General features: G+C 39.3%; 18 protein-coding genes, 2 pseudogenes and 1 riboswitch. Of the genes and pseudogenes, 2 read left to right on the forward strand and 18 right to left on the reverse strand.

The annotated features are described in order from the left end of the window. Window positions 1-12 precede the first annotated feature (12 nt). The 12 genes and pseudogenes from DIZ30_RS10720 to DIZ30_RS10775 all read right to left on the reverse strand — a co-directional run bounded on the left by DIZ30_RS10720 (window position 13) and on the right by DIZ30_RS10775 (window position 10,359). Window positions 13-915: a F0F1 ATP synthase subunit gamma gene (locus DIZ30_RS10720; protein WP_002292792.1), complete on the reverse strand. Its 903-nt coding sequence runs from the start codon at window positions 913-915 to the stop codon at window positions 13-15. A gap of 13 nt (window positions 916-928) precedes the next feature. Continuing rightward, on the reverse strand, window positions 929-2,485 hold the full coding sequence (atpA, locus tag DIZ30_RS10725) for a F0F1 ATP synthase subunit alpha (RefSeq protein ID WP_002292793.1): 1,557 nt from the start codon (window positions 2,483-2,485) through the stop codon (window positions 929-931). A 22-nt stretch (window positions 2,486-2,507) separates the two neighbouring features. After that, window positions 2,508-3,050 (reverse strand): F0F1 ATP synthase subunit delta, encoded by a 543-nt coding sequence (locus DIZ30_RS10730; protein WP_010724328.1) that lies wholly within the window; start codon window positions 3,048-3,050, stop codon window positions 2,508-2,510. Then, window positions 3,037-3,561 (reverse strand): F0F1 ATP synthase subunit B, encoded by a 525-nt coding sequence (gene atpF, locus DIZ30_RS10735; protein WP_002292796.1) that lies wholly within the window; start codon window positions 3,559-3,561, stop codon window positions 3,037-3,039. Before atpF ends, DIZ30_RS10730 begins: the two co-directional genes overlap by 14 nt. A gap of 90 nt (window positions 3,562-3,651) precedes the next feature. Then, a complete protein-coding gene (gene atpE / locus DIZ30_RS10740; RefSeq protein ID WP_002292797.1) occupies window positions 3,652-3,867 on the reverse strand; it encodes an ATP synthase F0 subunit C in 216 nt (71 codons plus the stop codon). A 52-nt stretch (window positions 3,868-3,919) separates the two neighbouring features. Then, the gene (atpB, locus tag DIZ30_RS10745; RefSeq protein WP_002300474.1) at window positions 3,920-4,639 is read right to left on the reverse strand and encodes a F0F1 ATP synthase subunit A; all 720 of its coding nucleotides are present in this window, start codon (window positions 4,637-4,639) and stop codon (window positions 3,920-3,922) included. Window positions 4,640-4,940: 301 nt separating this feature from the next. Continuing rightward, a complete protein-coding gene (gene smpB / locus DIZ30_RS13730) occupies window positions 4,941-5,405 on the reverse strand; it encodes an SsrA-binding protein SmpB (protein WP_002292799.1) in 465 nt (154 codons plus the stop codon). Between the two features lie 21 nt (window positions 5,406-5,426). Beyond that, a complete protein-coding gene (rnr, locus tag DIZ30_RS10755; RefSeq protein WP_109023215.1) occupies window positions 5,427-7,784 on the reverse strand; it encodes a ribonuclease R in 2,358 nt (785 codons plus the stop codon). Between the two features lie 2 nt (window positions 7,785-7,786). After that, window positions 7,787-8,542: a carboxylesterase gene (locus DIZ30_RS10760; RefSeq protein ID WP_002300470.1), complete on the reverse strand. Its 756-nt coding sequence runs from the start codon at window positions 8,540-8,542 to the stop codon at window positions 7,787-7,789. A gap of 102 nt (window positions 8,543-8,644) precedes the next feature. Further along, on the reverse strand, window positions 8,645-8,881 hold the full coding sequence (secG, locus tag DIZ30_RS10765; protein WP_002292802.1) for a preprotein translocase subunit SecG: 237 nt from the start codon (window positions 8,879-8,881) through the stop codon (window positions 8,645-8,647). Between the two features lie 117 nt (window positions 8,882-8,998). Next, a pseudogene (locus DIZ30_RS10770) lies at window positions 8,999-9,278 on the reverse strand (GNAT family N-acetyltransferase). 112 nt (window positions 9,279-9,390) lie between these two features. After that, window positions 9,391-10,359 carry an alpha/beta hydrolase gene (locus DIZ30_RS10775; RefSeq protein ID WP_002300466.1) on the reverse strand — a complete coding sequence of 323 codons (969 nt, stop codon included), beginning with the start codon at window positions 10,357-10,359 and terminating at the stop codon, window positions 9,391-9,393. Between the two features lie 214 nt (window positions 10,360-10,573). Next, window positions 10,574-10,618: riboswitch (PreQ1 riboswitch) on the forward strand. A gap of 23 nt (window positions 10,619-10,641) precedes the next feature. Between DIZ30_RS10775 and DIZ30_RS10780 the strand changes: the two genes are divergently transcribed. Both DIZ30_RS10780 and DIZ30_RS10785 read left to right on the forward strand, forming a co-directional pair. After that, complete coding sequence (locus tag DIZ30_RS10780; RefSeq protein ID WP_002300464.1) at window positions 10,642-11,616, forward strand: nucleoside hydrolase; 975 nt, start codon at window positions 10,642-10,644, stop codon at window positions 11,614-11,616. Between the two features lie 4 nt (window positions 11,617-11,620). Next, window positions 11,621-12,196 carry an ECF transporter S component gene (locus DIZ30_RS10785; protein ID WP_002300462.1) on the forward strand — a complete coding sequence of 192 codons (576 nt, stop codon included), beginning with the start codon at window positions 11,621-11,623 and terminating at the stop codon, window positions 12,194-12,196. A gap of 63 nt (window positions 12,197-12,259) precedes the next feature. Here the strand turns inward: DIZ30_RS10785 and DIZ30_RS10790 are convergent. The 6 genes and pseudogenes from DIZ30_RS10790 to DIZ30_RS10815 form a co-directional block, all read right to left on the reverse strand. After that, window positions 12,260-13,399: pseudogene (locus DIZ30_RS10790) on the reverse strand (ArgE/DapE family deacylase). Between the two features lie 220 nt (window positions 13,400-13,619). After that, on the reverse strand, window positions 13,620-13,982 hold the full coding sequence (locus DIZ30_RS10800; RefSeq protein ID WP_002334867.1) for a hypothetical protein: 363 nt from the start codon (window positions 13,980-13,982) through the stop codon (window positions 13,620-13,622). Between the two features lie 2 nt (window positions 13,983-13,984). Then, window positions 13,985-14,146 carry a hypothetical protein gene (locus tag DIZ30_RS13550; protein WP_002292811.1) on the reverse strand — a complete coding sequence of 54 codons (162 nt, stop codon included), beginning with the start codon at window positions 14,144-14,146 and terminating at the stop codon, window positions 13,985-13,987. A 579-nt stretch (window positions 14,147-14,725) separates the two neighbouring features. After that, window positions 14,726-16,024, reverse strand: a complete 1,299-nt coding sequence (eno, locus tag DIZ30_RS10805; protein WP_002292812.1) for a phosphopyruvate hydratase — start codon at window positions 16,022-16,024, stop codon at window positions 14,726-14,728. 115 nt (window positions 16,025-16,139) lie between these two features. Continuing rightward, window positions 16,140-16,895 carry a triose-phosphate isomerase gene (tpiA, locus tag DIZ30_RS10810; RefSeq protein ID WP_002292815.1) on the reverse strand — a complete coding sequence of 252 codons (756 nt, stop codon included), beginning with the start codon at window positions 16,893-16,895 and terminating at the stop codon, window positions 16,140-16,142. Window positions 16,896-16,998: 103 nt separating this feature from the next. Continuing rightward, complete coding sequence (locus DIZ30_RS10815) at window positions 16,999-18,189, reverse strand: phosphoglycerate kinase (RefSeq protein ID WP_002292817.1); 1,191 nt, start codon at window positions 18,187-18,189, stop codon at window positions 16,999-17,001. Window positions 18,190-18,254: the final 65 nt, after the last annotated feature.

The raw sequence follows: 18,254 nt of genomic DNA on the forward strand, positions 1-18,254 counted from the left end.
CCAATCTCAATACTATTCTAGTGCCGAAGCTCCGGCAACAATTTCGGTAATTTCTTGGGTAATAGCCCCTTGTCTTGCACGGTTATAAGAAACCGTCAGCTCATCAATGATATTAGCAGCATTATCAGTTGCTGTTTTCATTGCTGTCATACCAGCAGCATGTTCTGCTGTTTTGGCGTCAACGATCGCACCGTAGATCAAACTTTCAGCATACTGAGGCAATAACTGAGACAAGATTTCTTCTTTTGAAGGTTCAAAAATATATTCTTGTTCGAAAGTCGTTGCTTCTTCTGGATCTAAGTCTGAGATTGGCAGCATTTTTTCTACACGAAACTGACTAGTTAGCGAATTGATATGATGGTTATAACATACGTATAATTCATCGAATACTTCGTTTTGGTACATAGTTGTTGCCATATTTACGATTTTGCGGACTTCATCAAAGCTTGGCTGATCAGATAAATTGCGCAGCTCATATGCTAGGTTGATACCGCGTGCTTTAAAGAAGTCTGCACCAGTTCCGCCAATTGCGATCATCACGTAATCATCGGGTGATTGGTGGTCTTCTTCTAAAATAGACATCGTTTGTTTCAATATCGAACTGTTATATCCACCGACCAGACCGCCATCTGCAGTGATGACGATATAACCGGTTTTCTTCACAGGACGGCTGAGCAGCATGCTGTTGTAATTGATATCCCCTCTAGGATTTTCTGAGGCAATATCATTTAACTGAGTAGCAGTCAAATGCGTAACGATTTCTCTTACTTTTGTTGCATAAACCTGAAACTTCTGTGAAGAAGCTTCAGATTTTGTCAACTTAGAAGCAGACACCATCTGCATTGCCCGCGTGATTTGGCTCGTTTTTTTCGTTGAAGCGATACGTGTCTTGATTTCATTTAATGAAGCACCCATTCATCTCACCTCACTATGCATTTTGAATGGATTTCAATTTATCTTCTGTAGAGGAATTATTTCCTTTTGTAGCTAAGAACATGTCTTTATATTCCTGAATCGCACTGTTCAACGTTTCTTCTTCTGGAAGATCTTTTGTTGTACGGATTGTTTCAAAAATATCTGAATGATTGGTATCCAGATATTCGAATAATTCATGTTCGAAGTCTAAAATACTGTCTACAGGGATACTGTCCAAGAATCCATGTGTCAAGGCATACAAAATCACTACTTGTTTCTCAACAGCTAGCGGTGCATGCAGTTTTTGTTTCAAGATTTCTACTGTACGGCGTCCACGATTTAGTTTTGCTTGTGTTGCCGCATCCAAATCAGAACCGAATTGTGTAAATGCTTCTAATTCACGATAACTTGCTAAGTCTAGACGTAAAGTCCCAGCAACTTTTTTCATTGCTTTGATTTGCGCAGAACCCCCTACACGAGAGACAGATAGTCCGGCATCAACCGCTGGACGAGTACCCGCGTAGAACAAGTCGCTTTCTAAGAAGATTTGTCCGTCAGTGATTGAGATAACGTTTGTTGGGATATAAGCAGAGATATCTCCAGCTTGTGTTTCAACAAATGGCAAAGCAGTCATTGAACCGCCGCCTAGATCATCACTTAATTTTGCTGCACGTTCTAATAAACGTGAGTGCAAGTAGAAAACATCCCCAGGATAAGCTTCACGACCTGGTGGACGGCGAAGTAGCAAGGAAAGTTCACGATAAGCAACAGCTTGTTTTGAAAGATCATCAAAAATGATCAATACATGTTTACCGTTGTACATGAATTCTTCACCCATTGCAGTACCAGCATATGGTGCGATATAAAGTAATGGTGCTGGTTGAGACGCACCGGCATTCACAACGATTGTGTAATCCATTGCGCCATATTTTTTCAATGTTTCAACTTGTGTACGAACTGTAGAATCTTTTTGTCCGATTGCTACATAGATACAGATCATATCTTGACCTTTTTGGTTGATGATCGTATCGATCGCAATAGAAGTTTTCCCTGTTTTACGGTCACCGATGACTAATTCACGTTGTCCGCGTCCGATTGGCACAAGGGCGTCGATCGCTTTTAGCCCTGTTTGCATTGGTTCGTTAACAGATTTACGTTGCATAACACCTGGTGCCATCGCTTCTACTGGACGAGCTTTGTCAGTAACGATTTCACCTAGTCCGTCGATTGGTTGACCTAGCGGATTGACTACCCGACCGATCAAGGCCTCTCCAACTGGAACTTCCATGATCTTACCTGTTCGTTTTACTTTATCTCCTTCACGAATGGACTCGAAATCGCCAAGGATAATGATACCTACATCATTTGACTCTAAGTTTTGCGCCATTCCGTATGAGCCGTTTGAAAATTCAAGCAACTCACCACTCATCGCGTTTTCTAAACCATGTGCACGAGCGATCCCGTCACCTACATAAGTTACGGTACCGATTTCTTCGACTGAAAGCACGTTTTGATAATTTTCAATTTGTTCTTTAATCAAGGCACTAATTTCTTCTGCTTTGATGGCCATTCGATTCACCTACCTCTTTGTACTATCTGTTTAATTGATTACGCATTTTTTCTAATTGCGTGCGAATGCTTCCGTCGATTACTCGATGGTTGGCTTCAACAATCGCGCCACCAATAATAGAAGAATCAACGATTTGTTTTAATTCAACTGATTGATAGTCCATTGTTTTTGCAACATTCTTCTCTAATTGTATTCGTTGTTCGTCTGAAAGTGGGACTGCTGTTGTGACACTTCCCAATAGTAACCCTTGATGTTCATCATATCGACGTTCATATTCTTCAATCATGAACAAAAGGTCATCCATTCGGTTATACTCATAAACAACTTCTAAAAAGTTTTTAACGATTCCATCATAACCGCTGACAAGCTTGTCCATGATTTCTCGTTTTTCATGAGGTTCTAGACGAACATCACTTAACATATTCCCTAATCCAGGTACTTGTTCATAGATTTGACGTAAACTTACGAGATCTTGATAGATTTCTTCTGCTTTATTTGAATCGATCGCCAGTTCAAATAAAGCTTTCCCGTAACGTCTTCCTACTGTATATTTATCTAGTTTCATTTGAAGAACCTAGACCTTCAATGTATTGATTGATTAATGATTCATGCATTTCTGGAGATAATTCTTTGTTCAAGATTTTTTCCGCGATTTGAAGAGAGAGTTCTGCAACGTCGTCTTTTACAGAGTTCAGCGCTGAATCACGTTCTACAGTGATATCAGCTTGGGCTTTGCTTTTTAGACGAGCTGCTTCTTCTTGAGCATCCTTCAAAATATTTTGGCGGCTTAATTCTCCACTTTCTTTCGCATTTTTGATGATATCAGCTGCATCAGAACGAGAGGCTAACAATTGTTGTTCGCGTTCTTGTTCCATTTTCGCTGAGTTGATGCGAGATTGTTCTGCAGAATCTAAATCATTGGCGATCTTGTCTTCACGTTTTTTCAAAATATCGCTGATTGGTCCCCAAGCAAAGTGCTTCAAGAGAGCCAGTAGTATCAAAAATGAGCCGCTGACAACGATGATATTACCTAACATCGCATTGCCAACTTCTGCAATTGCCAATTGATTCAGCATAGGCGAGCCTTCCTTTCTTTGGAGTATTTCTAGTTTCCATGTAAAAAAGCAGTAACAAACGATGTTGTTTCTGCCTTAATACTGATTCAATTAAACGGCAAAAACTAGAATCAAGGCGATAACTACCCCTAAGATAGGAACAGCTTCAACTAGAGCTACCCCGATAAACATTGTTGTACGGAATTGACCAGACATTTCAGGTTGGCGAGCCATTGATTCGATTGTTTTAGAGATAACTTGACCGTTACCATAACCGGCTCCGATTGCTGCTCCCATGATTGCGATTGCTGCTGCGATATAATTCATAATTGTTTTCCTCCTAAAATAGATAAATAGTAGTTTGTTTTTTAACCGAGTATTATTCTTCTACTTCAATCTTATGGCTCATATAAACCATTGACAAAGTGACAAAGACAAATGCTTGGATGCTCCCAATAAACAAGGAGAACGCGATCCAGACCATCTCTAATGGAATTGCTAATGGTAATGAGAACCAGCCTAAGCTTGTCATCATTTTTGCAATCAAGGTTAGCAAAACTTCCCCCGCATAAATATTCCCATAAAGACGTAAAGCAAGTGTTAATAAGTTTGTAAATTCTTCAATCAGTTTCATCGGAAACATAAAACTATAGGGTTTCAAGAACGAATTTACGAAATATCCTTTGAAGCCTAACTTTTTCACCCCGAATAAGTGAGTAAGTAAGATCATTATAAATGCCAAAGTTAAAGTAACAAACGGGTCTGCTGTCGGGCTTTTCCAAAGTGTTGTTTCGTTAGGTAAGACGATTTTTGTTACTAAACCGATGTTGTTTGCAACAAAAACAAATAAAAACAATGTAAATGCCAACAAATGGAAATTGCTCAATTCTTTTCTAGGCAGATTATCTGTTACGATTCCTCGACTAAAATCAATGACCCATTCTATCGCATTTTGTTTGCCTGTTGGTTTCAACTTAAGATTTCTTGTAAAAAAGTAAGCTAAGAAGAAAACAATCAAACAGGTCAGTAACACCATTATACAAACTGTACCATCAAACCAAATTGGTCCAATGTGGAACGTTAGCGAGCGTTCATCCAATCCATTTCACCTCTTTTCCCCGAAATTCACATAAAATCAATTCATGTGCGTATCTGGTTTTTTCCAATCGGTTTCTAACCACACGGTATCATACCACCATGAAACAGAAAATTCAAAACATTTTCATGAAAATTAGACACTTTTTTATTTCAGTCAAAAACGAAGCGAATTTTTCCCCATGCACGGTGCTCCTGATCTAAGAAAAAACCTGTGATAATCATGTTTTATCAGATTAAATGCTAACAAATTTTATCATTAAGTAAAAGCAAAAGCACCGAATATGCGAAAAAGGATAATGAAATTATCTAGAGAAATTTTTTAAAGTTCGATCAATTTGTCGATCGATATCTTTTCGTTTCAAATCTTCCCGTTTATCATACGATTTTTTCCCTTTTGCCAGACCAATCAATACCTTGGCATAGCCGTTACGAATATAGACTTTTAAAGGAACAACAGTGATTCCCGTGTTTTTCAATTCGTTTTCAAGACGAACGATTTGTTTCTTGTGCAATAATAGTTTTCTCGTGCGCAACGGATCATGATTAAAAATATTTCCTTGTTCATAAGGACTGATATGAACATTATGCAAGAAAGCTTCCCCGTTGCGGACGCGAATAAATCCATCTTTCAGATTGATCCGGCTGTTTCGTATCGACTTGATCTCCGTTCCTTGCAAGACCATCCCTGCTTCCATCGTGTCGATGATCGAATAATCATGGCGAGCTTTCTTGTTTTGTGCAATTAGTTTTCCCTCGCCTTTTGGCATAGCTGTTTCCTCCAACTCATTTTATTTTTTCTTTTTCTTCTTTTTGACACCTTTGTAAAATGGCTTTTTCCCTTTTTTCTTACCGAACGTTTGCTTACTATCACTATATCGTTTGTTCCTCTTGCCATTTTTTTCTGAGCGTTTGCCTGCTTGTTTTCCTTCTCGTTTTCCAGATTTTCCATTGCGTGCTTTTGGACGTTCCAACGCAGTGACCTCTTCTGCGGAAACGAGTTCAAAATCCACTGCTCGTTCATCTGGATCAGCTTTGACTACTTTTACGCGCACTTTTTGTCCGATTTTAAAAGTCAGTCCAGTTCTTTCACCTACAAGCGCTAAATGATTTTCAATAAAATGGAAGTAGTCTTGTTTCAATTCATTGATATGGATCAATCCTTCTACTGTATTCGGTAGTTCGATAAACAGTCCGAATTTCACAACAGAGCTGATGATCCCGTCGAATTCTTCTCCCACTTTGTCCATCATGAATTCTGCTTTCTTCATCGCATCTACTTCACGTTCTGTTTCTACTGCGCGACGCTCCATCTTAGAACTATGATCCGCGATTTCAGGAAGTTCCTCAGCCCATAAACTTTGATTGCTTTCACTTTTATCTTGGCTATAAGAACGGATCAGCCGATGGACGATCAGATCGGGATAGCGTCGAATAGGAGATGTAAAATGTGTGTAGTAATCTGCTGCTAAGCCATAATGCCCAAAATTGTCTTCTGAATAGCGTGCTTGTTGCATACTTCTTAGCAACATAGTATTGATAACTGCAGCTTCTGGTTTATCTTCTACTCCTTCGATCACATGCTGTAAATCTTTCGGTGTGATCGTTCCTTTCGTTCCTCGTACCAGAATGCCCAAAGCTGAAGCAAAATCAAAGAAGCGCTGCATTTTTTCTTCTTTTGGCTGTTCATGGATTCGATAAATAAACGGAAGATTTAATTTATTATAATGTTCAGCTACCGTTTCGTTGGCAGCAAGCATAAAGGATTCGATCAAGCGTTCACCTATCCCTCTGCTTCTTAGCTGGATATCATTTGGGTGTCCTTCAGCATCAACAAGGATCTTCGCTTCACGATCCTCAAAAGAAATCGCTCCACGTTTGATTCGCATCATTTCAAGGATTCGATGCAATTCACCCATTTCTTGGAACATAGGCACGAGCTGAGCATAACGTTGCATTGTTTCTTCATCTTGATCTTCTAAGATTTGATTGACAGCTGTGTAGGTCATCCGTTCTGTTGTTTGGATCACACTTGGAAAAATCTCATGAGAGACAACTTGTCCATTTGGATCGATCTCCATTTCACAACTCATGGTGAGTCGTGGAACATGGGGATTCAATGAACAGATACCATTGGATAAACGTTGTGGGATCATCGGAATCACTCGATCGGTCAAATAGACACTTGTTCCTCTTTCGTATGCTTCTCTGTCCAGTTGACTGCCTTGCGTCACATAGTAAGATACATCTGCAATGTGTACTCCAAGAAAATAATTACCATTTTCTAATTTTTTGACCGTCACTGCATCATCTAGATCTTTTGCATCTTCTCCATCAATCGTAACGATGAGCTGATCTCTTAAATCTCTGCGTCCAACAATATCCTTTTCGCTGATCTGGTCTGGAACTTCATCTGCCTCAGATAACACATCATCAGGAAATTTTGTAGGAATACCGTTAGCCACGACAATCGAGAGGATATCCATGCCAGGGTCATTCTTATGACCAATCACTTGCTTGATTATCCCTTCTAAACTAGTCGCATACCCTTTTTCAGGGTAATGGGTCAGTTCGATCAATACAATACTTCCGTCAACTGGACGAACTCCCTCTGCCGCTGCATACACTTTGAATTGGTTAAGCTTTCTATCTTTCGGGATGACCACACCATAAAGATCCGTTTCCTGTATCTCTTCGTCTGAATAAGCAACAAATTCTCCGGCTAACTGAGTAGTCGCTCGGTCTCGAATCTCCACTACTTTTCCCTCTGCTCCGCGATCCATATCTGTATTTGCTCGCTTCATGATATCAATTGCTACGGTATCCCCATCCATTGCAAAGCCAGTCGCTTCTTTCGGGATATAGATATCATCTTCTTCGGGATCAATCGTTACAAATCCAAATCCTCGTTCATTTGCCCGAAATGTCCCTTCGACCAAGATCGGTTTTAAAGGAAGTTTGACTTTTCCTTTTTTATTGAAAACGATACTCTGTTCTCTTTCCATTTGAGCAATCGTTTGTACTAGTAATTTAAAATCATCGCTTTTTTGAAAGCCTAGACCTTCAGCGATTTCTTCCATAGAAAAACTACGTTTGCGACTGCTTTCCATGAAAAAGAGAATTTTCTCTTTTATTGTTTCTTTTGTCATATTTATTCCTCATTCCAAGGTAATTTTTCTAAAAATTCCAACACGTCTTTTTCTAATTCGCGTCTTGCTGTGCCAACTGTAATCACATGACCGCTTTCAGGATACCATTGAAGTGTCACTCGTTGGCGGCTCAATTTGCGTGCCGTTTCAAATACACCATTTGGGTCGATCATTTCATCTTTCCCAGCTTGAGCTAAAAATATTGGCTGTTGGATATCTGATAGTCTACTTTCTGCGATTGCTGCTTGGTCTTGTATATCCATTAATTGATGTTCAGCTAACGAGCGGTAAGACACAGCTTTTTCATTGATTTCTTTTTCTGATTTGCCTGCTATCTTCAGCACTTGACGTACATATTTTTCAAAATTTTCAGGCACGTTTGTTTCTACAGGAGACAGGGGCGAACAGAAAAAACCGCCGCCAATTACTGATTCTTCTTCTAGTGCCCGTACAGCAAAGATGCCACCCATCGATAATCCCAATACGGCAATATCAGAAAACTGTTCAGACTGTAAAAAATGGATAGCTTTTTTAGTATCTGCCCACCAGCTTTCTGCTTTTTCTTGCAAGATATCATATGGCTCCATCGTTCCATGTCCTTTAAATAGCGGCGCATAGACTGTATAATCTGCTTTTTCTAAAAACCGTGCGAGCATCCGGACATCATTTGGACTTCCTGAGTACGCATGAAGCAGCAAAACTGCTCGTTTTCCATGTTTTGCATAAAGGGGTTTTGGTAATTGTTTCACTCGTTTCACCTCTTTCGCCTCATTTTACCATAGTTTCTTTCATAACTTCTTCTTAAGCGTTCTCTTTGCAATAAAAAAAGCCGCCCGCCGTTGTGCGAGAGGCTTATTCGACTACTTCGAAGATAAAAATGCTAGGACAAATAATAAGATCATCCAGACAGCTCCCATGACTGCAGTTGATCGCTGCATGACAGCTTCAAAGCCGCGAGCTTTTTGTTTGCCGAATAGTTGATCCGCACCGCCGGTAAATGCACTCGCTGCACTATTTTGCTTGCTTGGCTGCATCATAATCGCAATGACCATAACAATCGATAAAACGATCACGATTCCCAAAATTAAATTATACATATAGCAGCCTCCTTCCCAAAAGATATCGTCTCTTTAACTTTATCATAGATAAAACTCCGTGACAACTCTATATAAATGGAAAAACAGCTGAAAGTGCAAATCTTTCAGCTGTTATTATTATGATTGGCGTAAGACGTCATGATACTTTGGTTTCTTCTCAAACTCTTTTTTTGCGTAAGGGCATAAAGGGATAATCTTTTTCCCCTCTCGTCTTGCTAGTTCTACTCCAGTATACACTAGCTTTTCAGCTAATTTTTGACCACGATATGCTGGATCGACAAATGTATGGTCAATGATCATGATGTCTGGCCCCGCATCCGACCATGTCATTTCTCCGATTTCTTGTTGCTCATCATTGAATAAAGGCAAGACGATTTTTTTCCTCTTTGATTTCCATATGCCGCACTCCTCAAATAACTGATATTTTTTTATTCCTACCTTATTTTAACAGTCTCATGGTCTATAAACAATTATTTATCCTCGTGTTGCTTACAAAAAGGAAGAGAAAATCAATCCATCGTTATTCTTTGTTCAATAAATGAAAAAATCACTGTCCAATAGGTTTTCGGATCTTTCATCGATGCTTCCAAATGTTCTGCTTCTGGAACAAGCAGTAATGCTTTATCCCCTGCCGTAGCGTTTTGAATCGTGTATGCTGCTTCTGTAGGAACAAAATGATCTCTTTCACCATGGATGACTAACAAAGGCAAATGGTTACTACCAAGCTGTCTTGTAGCTGATGCTTGCTTTAAAGAATAACCTGCGTATTTCTGAGCATAGTGATTCGCATATCTCATGATCATTTTTTTAGGAAAGACCGTGATTTTACTTAACATATACCGAAATTCCGCATAAACAGAAACATACCCGCTGTCTAAGATAAATCCTTTGACTGCAGATGGAAGCTTTTCACCACTTGCCATCATAATCGTAGAAGCGCCCATCGAACCGCCGTGCAAAATAATGGATGCATCTGGTTGTTCATCTAAGATGAGTTGGATCCATGCAATTAAATCTAGCCGGTCTAGCCATCCCATTCCGATGATTTCTCCTTCACTTTCTCCATGCGCACGTAAATCGGGTATAAGAACGTTGAATCCTTTCTCTGCATATCTTTTACCTATATGAGACATATCTCTTTTCCCTGTACTTCGATAATCATGTACACAAATGACCCATTTATTCTGCTGAGTTGGTTGGAGGAACATCTGTCCAGCTAGTTTCAACCCGTCATAACTTTTGATCGTTTTCGGTATTCCTTGTTCCCAGAAGCTTTCACACTCTTCTTCTAATTTTTGTCGCTTTTTTTCTACTGACGTGACTGCAGCAGGATCCATCAAGCGGTGCCCAGTGTCTTCATACCAGTCATAGCCTCTCTGTACCCCCGCTCTTACTAATTTCTTTGCATAAAAATAAGAAAGAAAATGGTAACTGATTCCTATAAATATCAGAATAAGAATGAAATAAAAAATAACCATCGTACACCCGCCGCTTTCTGCCAAACTATAATCTATTTATTATACAATATACCGATCAATAGGATTCTTTTTCTTCGGCACACGTAAATTCCATTTCTTTTTCATTGTATCATTTACTTAAAGTTCTTCTCAATAGATTTACTTGTAAGAGAGCATTTACATTCACAATAAAAGCCAGTATACTAATTTCGTGCATTATAAACAAGACACTCGTCTTGGACTGGTTCGGAAACTTCCCAGAATAAAAAACTAAGTATCTCTAAAGAAAGGAGATTGGAAATAATGCGTAAAGTAATTATTGATTGCGATCCAGGGATCGACGACACTTTAGCTTTATCACTAGCTGTCAAATCCCCTGATATCGAAGTAGTTGCTATTACCGTCGTTTGCGGGAATGTCCCTGTAGATATCGGTACGCAGAATGTGCTGAAATGTTTGGAGCGCTGTGATCGTTTAGATATCCCTGTTTATCAAGGAATGGAAAAACCTTTGAAGCAACCTTTCATTAGTGCGCAAGACACTCATGGGTTGGATGGATTAGGGGACACAAATTTCCCGATGGTCTTAGCCAAACAGGCAGAATCGCTCCATGCAGTTGATTTTCTGACTGATTATTTCAAAGAAAAAACAGATACATCAGTCATTGCTTTGGGGCCTTTGACCAATATCGCTTCTGCTTTGAAAAACAGCCCATCTGTTGGGAAACATATGGATCGTTTTGTCTCAATGGGCGGAACTTACAAAAGCCATGGTAACTGTTCACCAGTTGCTGAATACAATTACTGGTGTGATCCTGAAGCAGCTTCTTATGTATTCGAAAAGCTCAAACAACCGATAGAAATGGTTGGGTTAGATGTGACAAGAGAAATCGTCTTGACACCGACTATCCTTGAATATTGCTGCCAAATGAATCCTGAAGAGGGAGAGTATCTAAAAGCGATCACTCGTTTTTATTTTGACTTTCACTGGAAACAAGAAAGAATCTTAGGATGTGTCATCAATGATCCATTAGCTGTTGCTTATTTTATCGATGAGTCCATCTGTGAAGGCTTTAAAAGCTTCACTGCTGTAGAAACTCAAGGAATAAGTCGCGGACAAACATTGGTTGATCGTTATGAATTTTGGCAGAAATCTGCTAACAGTAAAATTATGACAAAAGTAGATACTCGTCTTTTTTTCCAAAAGTTTTTAACCGTTCTTTTAAATGCACAAGAAGAAACGATTATGAAAGATTTGGAAAGGTTAAAGATGGGCTAACAAAATGAATAAAAACAAGATGGCAACTCGCGTACTTACAATGATGGCTTTGTGTATTGGGATCAATTATGTTGGAGGAACGATTGCTTTATGGCTTCGTTTGCCAGTCTATCTAGACTCTATTGGAACGATTTTTGCTGGCGCGTTACTTGGTCCCATACCAGGAATGTTGACAGGACTATCCAGCGGTGTATTAAGCGGGGTGACTACAGATATTTTTTCACTGTATTATTCACCGATCCAAATCCTCACAGGTTTGTTGGCTGGATTGATTTTACCAAGGTATCTCGACAAAGATAAAAAACGTTTGAAACTCTTATTACTCGCTTTGATTTTGTCTGTACCTGGAACGATCGTCTCTTCGATCATTACCGTTCAGTTATTTGGCGGAATCACTTCCTCAGGGTCTAGCATGATCGTCCAATTATTACATGGGTTAGGTTTCGATCAAACCATCAGTGTGATCTTGGTACAGGCAGGCACAGACTACCTTGACCGTCTGCTATCTGTCGTCGTTGTTTCATTAGTCATCACTATGTTGCCGCAGCGCTTGATATATTCCAAGAGAAAAATAGGATGAACAAACAGAGCCAGATGAGCAAAAAGTTGCTCATCTGGCTCTGTTTTTCATCTATTAAAAAACTTACGCTAAGTAGGATAAAATAATAGCTTGATATTTTTCGATCATATCTAAATAATTATCGAGCTCGACATACTCATCTACTTGATGAGGCAAAGTAACGACACCAGGCCCAAAGACGACAAAATCGAAGGAGTGGTCAGCTTTTGTAAATTCGGCTGCATCTGTGGTTGCTGCCGCTCCAACTAAAGGTAATGGCTGACTGAATTGTTGCTGAATGCAATGAATCAAAGGAGAATCTGGATCTGCTTTGACAGGTATTTTGTTGTAATCGATCGTCAATTCCAAATGGTAGTCTGTCTCTTAATTCAATTCCTTGACGATTGATTGCAGTAATGCAATGATTTTATCATTTGGATATTCAGGAATCGATCGGATGTTCCCTTGAAGCTGCGCGTGGCTCGGAATGCTGTTTACTTGATTTCCGCCGCTGATCAACGTAACATTATGGATTGTTTTTCCTAAGACGGGATTCTCGATTGTTTCAGCGAGGTGATTCATTTCAGCATTTGCTTTCGTAATGAATTCATTTAGATGATTGATCGCATTATAGCCTTGGTCTGGCATAGAGCTATGCGCTTCTTTTCCGTGCGAGATGACCGTATAGTTGATTGATCCCATGTGTGTATACATCAAACTGTAATTAGTTGGCTCTCCGATGATCAAGGCATCTAAGTCATCCACATAGCCTGCTTTCGTGAGCTGTTCCCCACCTAATTCACCCACTTCTTCTCCGACAGTGGCTAATAATTTGACTGTTCCGTTAAATGGTTTTCCTGACTCTTTGAGCTCGATCATGGCAATCACCATTGCCGCCAAGCCACTCTTCATATCTGTAGCACCACGTCCGTACAAACGATTCCCATGGATTTCTGCTGCAAAGGGCGCATAGGTCCAAGACGATTCATTCCCCGCCGCCACGACATCCATATGACCAGATAGGCCTAACACTTTTCCTGATTGCCCTTTTTGGAATTGAGCAATCAGATTATCTCTACCATTACTGTAAGAAACGAGTTCTCCTATTATGCCATGTTTTTCCAAAAGCTTATTCAAATAAGCTGCTACTTCGCCTTCGTTTCCATTCACTGATTTTATTCGAATAATCTCTTGTAAAACCGCAATTTTTTCTTCTTTTTTCATCTAATCTTCTCCTTTGCCGTTTCTTTTTATTGTATTGGAGTACGCCTAGATTTTCAAATAAGAGAGACCACAGAAAAAAAGGGCGTGACAAAAGCAGCGTCACATTCCCCTTTTCCAAGTAAATGGCGTTCAAAATCTTGCCTCTATGCTAGTAAATCCAACCAAGTAAAAAAATAAGAGAAGCTACTTTGTTGAACTGTTCTTCTGTAGTCAAATCATTTTATTCCTCATCATTGAAAATAAGAGTATCGCATGATCTATAATTACCCCTCCTTACGTAATAACCACGTAGCCAATTATTTTCTTCAAGAGAGTAGTCATACTCATATTCATACAAACTATTCCTTACCATGAAAAAAATACTGACACCGCCTCTACCACTTTTCGTATCTTTCACCACTCTTGAAATAAAAATATCATAATCGGTTAATTGGTATTCCTCCTCTAATAATTGATACAGTGCTCGTGTAGCTATATGTTTCTTGATTGGAAATTGATAGAGCCATGTACCCCCTAACAGTAAACCTATCGAAATAAAAATCTTAGAACAGTAATTTCTTTTTTTAGAAATCCTCCTTCTCATCATCAATTCTCCCATGTTAAGATATGGATCGCTCTTTCATCAAAATAATCAGGAAGATCGTATGGCAAAGCAATAAGCGGCTGATACATTCCTCCTACCTGCACAGCAGCTGAAGCATACCAATAAGCTTGCCAGACGATTTTAGAACAGTAAGTCGGATCCATCCCAAAAATATTTGTAGTTATCCCATATTTATAATTTTTACCATCGTAATTATCTAAAATTTTTTCATTTTTCTGTCTCCCTGTTCAAATGATTTTTATCGAAAGAGGAAGATTGCCATCCCCTTTTTGAAGAGAATCATCCTATCCGAGCATAAAAGGATATGAACGAAACGAAGACTGCTTCCTCCTCTCTTATTATTCTATCCTTAAAAGGTCCTATACGATGTTATCTCTTGATAACTGACTTTTTTCGATACGATTGTCTCGTATCGATATTTGTAAATATTATATACAGAAGCCAGTTACAAAAATAAAATTATGAGTTATTTTTAATAAATAAGAATATTTATATAATAGGGTTTATATGATATATATAAATAAACAGTTGTTATTATAATAATTTGTGTACTCTCCCGATTTTTCTGTTCTTAAAAAAGAGATTTATTCATCAAATGATTTTCACAACAAAAAAACTCTCTACTTGCTGAAATCAGCAGGTAGAGAGTCTGATTACTTAACTAAGTGATCATGCTCGTCTATCTTTCAATCGGTCGATCATGTATCTTCATTAGAAAAGAATTATTTGTTTTTCAAGTTGTAGAAAGATTTCAAACCTTTGTATTCTGCAACTTCACCAAGTTGGTCTTCGATACGTAGTAATTGATTGTATTTAGCAATACGGTCAGTACGTGATAGAGAACCTGTTTTGATTTGACCAGCATTTGTTGCAACAGCGATATCAGAGATTGTTGAATCTTCTGTTTCACCAGAACGGTGAGATACAACTGCTGTGTAGCCAGCTTCTTTAGCCATTTCGATAGCTTCGAAAGTTTCTGTTAATGTACCGATTTGGTTCACTTTGATAAGGATTGAGTTAGCAATTCCTTTTTCGATACCTTCAGATAATTTTTGAGTGTTTGTTACGAACAAGTCGTCACCAACTAATTGAACTTTGTCGCCTAATACGTCAGTTAATTTCTTGAATCCGTCCCAGTCGTTTTCGTCTAATCCGTCTTCGATTGAGATGATTGGATATTTAGAAACTAATTCTTCGTAGAATTTGATCATTTCGTCAGTTGTTTTTTCGCCTTCGCCTGAGTCAGCTAGTACGTAAACGCCTTTTTCTTTGTCGTAGAATTCTGAAGAAGCAGCATCCATAGCAAGAACAACGTCTTTACCAGGTACATAGCCAGCTTTTTCGATTGCTTCGATGATTACTTCGAAACCTTCTTCATTTGAACCAAGGTTTGGAGCAAATCCACCTTCGTCACCAACAGAAGTTGCTAATCCGCGAGCTTTCAAGATTGAAGCTAATGCGTGGAATACTTCAGCACCCATACGTAGAGCTTCTTTGAATGTTGGAGCGCCAACAGGCATGATCATGAATTCTTGGAAGTCGATTGAGTTATCAGCATGTGATCCGCCGTTGATGATGTTCATCATTGGTGTTGGCAATACTTTCGTGTTGAATCCGCCTAGGTAGTGGTATAAAGGTACTTCTAGGTAGTCAGCAGCTGCACGTGCAACAGCGATAGAAACACCTAAAATAGCGTTCGCACCTAATTTACCTTTGTTAGGAGTTCCGTCTAAAGCGATCATAGCTTTGTCGATAGCCATTTGGTCACGAACATCGTAGCCAATGATTGCTTCAGCAATGATGTTGTTTACGTTGTCGACAGCTTTAGTTACACCTTTACCGCCATAACGAGCTTTGTCTCCGTCACGTAATTCAACTGCTTCGTATTCACCAGTTGAAGCACCTGAAGGAACCATTCCGCGGCCAAAAGCTCCGCTTTCTGTGTATACTTCTACTTCGATTGTTGGGTTACCACGTGAGTCTAAAATCTCGCGAGCGTAAACATCAGTAATAATTGACATGTTTTGTCTCTCCTTTGAGTTTGTTTTTTCCTAAGGGATTTCCCTCATATACGATTTTAGTTAATTTTGCTCATTAGTGCAAACATTTCTTGCATTTTTCGCAAATTTTCACCAATTATTTTACAGCGTCTAACAATGACAAGAATGAATCTGCTTGCAAGCTTGCGCCGCCGACTAAAGCACCGTCAACATTTTCTTTTGCCATGTATTCAGCAATATTTTCTGGTTTTACAGAACCGCCGTATTGGATACGAACAGCTTCTGATACTTCTTTTCCATAAAGTTTTTCAACTGTTTGACGTACAACACCACAAATTTCGTCAGCGATTTGTGCGTCAGCTGATTTACCAGTACCGATTGCCCAGATTGGTTCATAAGCAATCACCATGTTTGACACTTGTTCAGCTGAAAGGTCAGCTAAACCAGCTGTAATTTGTCCTTCGATCCATTCAGCAGTTTTGCCTGCTTCATATGTTTCTAAAGATTCGCCACAGCATAAGATTGGTGTCATACCGTTTGCAAAGATAGCTTTTGCTTTTTTATTGATGTCTTCGTCTGTTTCATGGAAATATTCACGACGTTCTGAATGTCCGATGATCACATAGTGAACACCTAGATCAGCAAGAGCTGCTGGTGAAGTTTCACCAGTGAACGCGCCTGAGTTTTCCCAGTAGCAGTTTTGTGCTGAGATTTTTAGTTCTGTACCTTCAGCTGATGTCATTAATTCTTGTAAGAATAATGCAGGAGATCCGATGACTGAATCAACCTTGTCATTTGAAGGGATTTTGTTTTTTACTGCTTCAGCAAATTCTTTTGCTTCTGATGCAGTTTTGTTCATTTTCCAGTTACCTGCGATAATAGGTTTACGCATTGAGGAACACACTCCTTAATTTATTGAAAAATGGCTAGGGAGTCATGAAAACTCCCTTCACCTTTTGATCGATCACTCGTCAGAATAGAGCAAACTTGGCTGTTTATTTATCGTTGATTGCTGCTAGTCCTGGTAATTCTTTACCTTCAAGCAATTCCAAGCTTGCGCCGCCACCTGTTGAGATGTGTGTGAATTTGTCAGCAAAACCTAATTGTTCTGCTGCTGCAGCTGAGTCTCCGCCACCGATGATTGTTGTTGCGCCTTCTAAGTTAGCGATTGCTTCACAAACACCGATTGTACCTTTAGCAAAGTTACTCATTTCAAATACACCCATAGGTCCGTTCCAAACAACTGTTTTTGCACCTTGTAATGTATCAGCAAATAATTTTACTGATGCTGGGCCGATGTCTAAAGCCATCAAACCGTCAGGAATGTCTCCTTCGATTACTTGTGTTTCTACATCATTTGAAAATTCTGGTGCACAGACATTGTCGATTGGCAAGACAAGTTTGTCGCCTGCTTTTTCGATCAATTCTTTTGCTAGTTCTACTTTGTCAGCTTCTACTAGAGAGTTACCGATCTTGATTCCTTTTGCTTCGTAGAATGTGTAAGTCATTCCGCCACCAATCAAGATTTTGTCTGCTTTAGGAATCAAGTTTTCGATTACGCCGATTTTATCAGAAACTTTTGCGCCACCAAGGATTGCGATCATTGGGCGTTTTGGTTCTTCTACTGCTTCACCGATGAACTTGATTTCTTTTTCCATCAAGAATCCAGCAACTGTTGGGATACCAGTTGAAGCGATACCTACGTTAGAAGCATGCGCACGGTGAGCTGTACCGAAAGCATCGTTAACAAATACATCACCTAATGAAGCCCAGTATTTACCTAGCTCTGTATCGTTTTTGCTTTCTTTTTTACCATCAACATCTTCAAAACGTGTGTTTTCAAATACGACAACGTCGCCATCTTTCATGTTGCGGATTGCTTCTTCTAATTGTTCTCCGCGAGTTTCAGGTACGAATGTTACTTCTTTACCTAATAATTCGCCTAGACGTTTTGCAACTGGAGCTAAAGATTTTCCTTCTTTATCTTCTTCTGTTTTTACACGTCCAAGGTGAGAGAAAAGGATTGCTTTTCCGCCTTGTTCTAAAACGTAGTTGATTGTTGGCAATGCTGCTTTGATACGAGTGTCGTCAGTGATCACGCCGTCTTTCAAAGGAACATTGAAGTCAACACGGACAAGAACTTTTTTGTCTTTTAAATCGATATCTTTCACTGTTTTCTTAGCCATTTTATTTCCTCCTGAATAAACTTATTATCAAAAAAAGCGGAAGAAGCGCGATTGCTTCCCCGCTT

Origin of the sequence: Enterococcus sp. H57 (genome assembly GCF_003112495.1) — a bacterium.
Classification (GTDB): Bacteria; Bacillota; Bacilli; order Lactobacillales; family Enterococcaceae; genus Enterococcus_B; species Enterococcus_B faecium.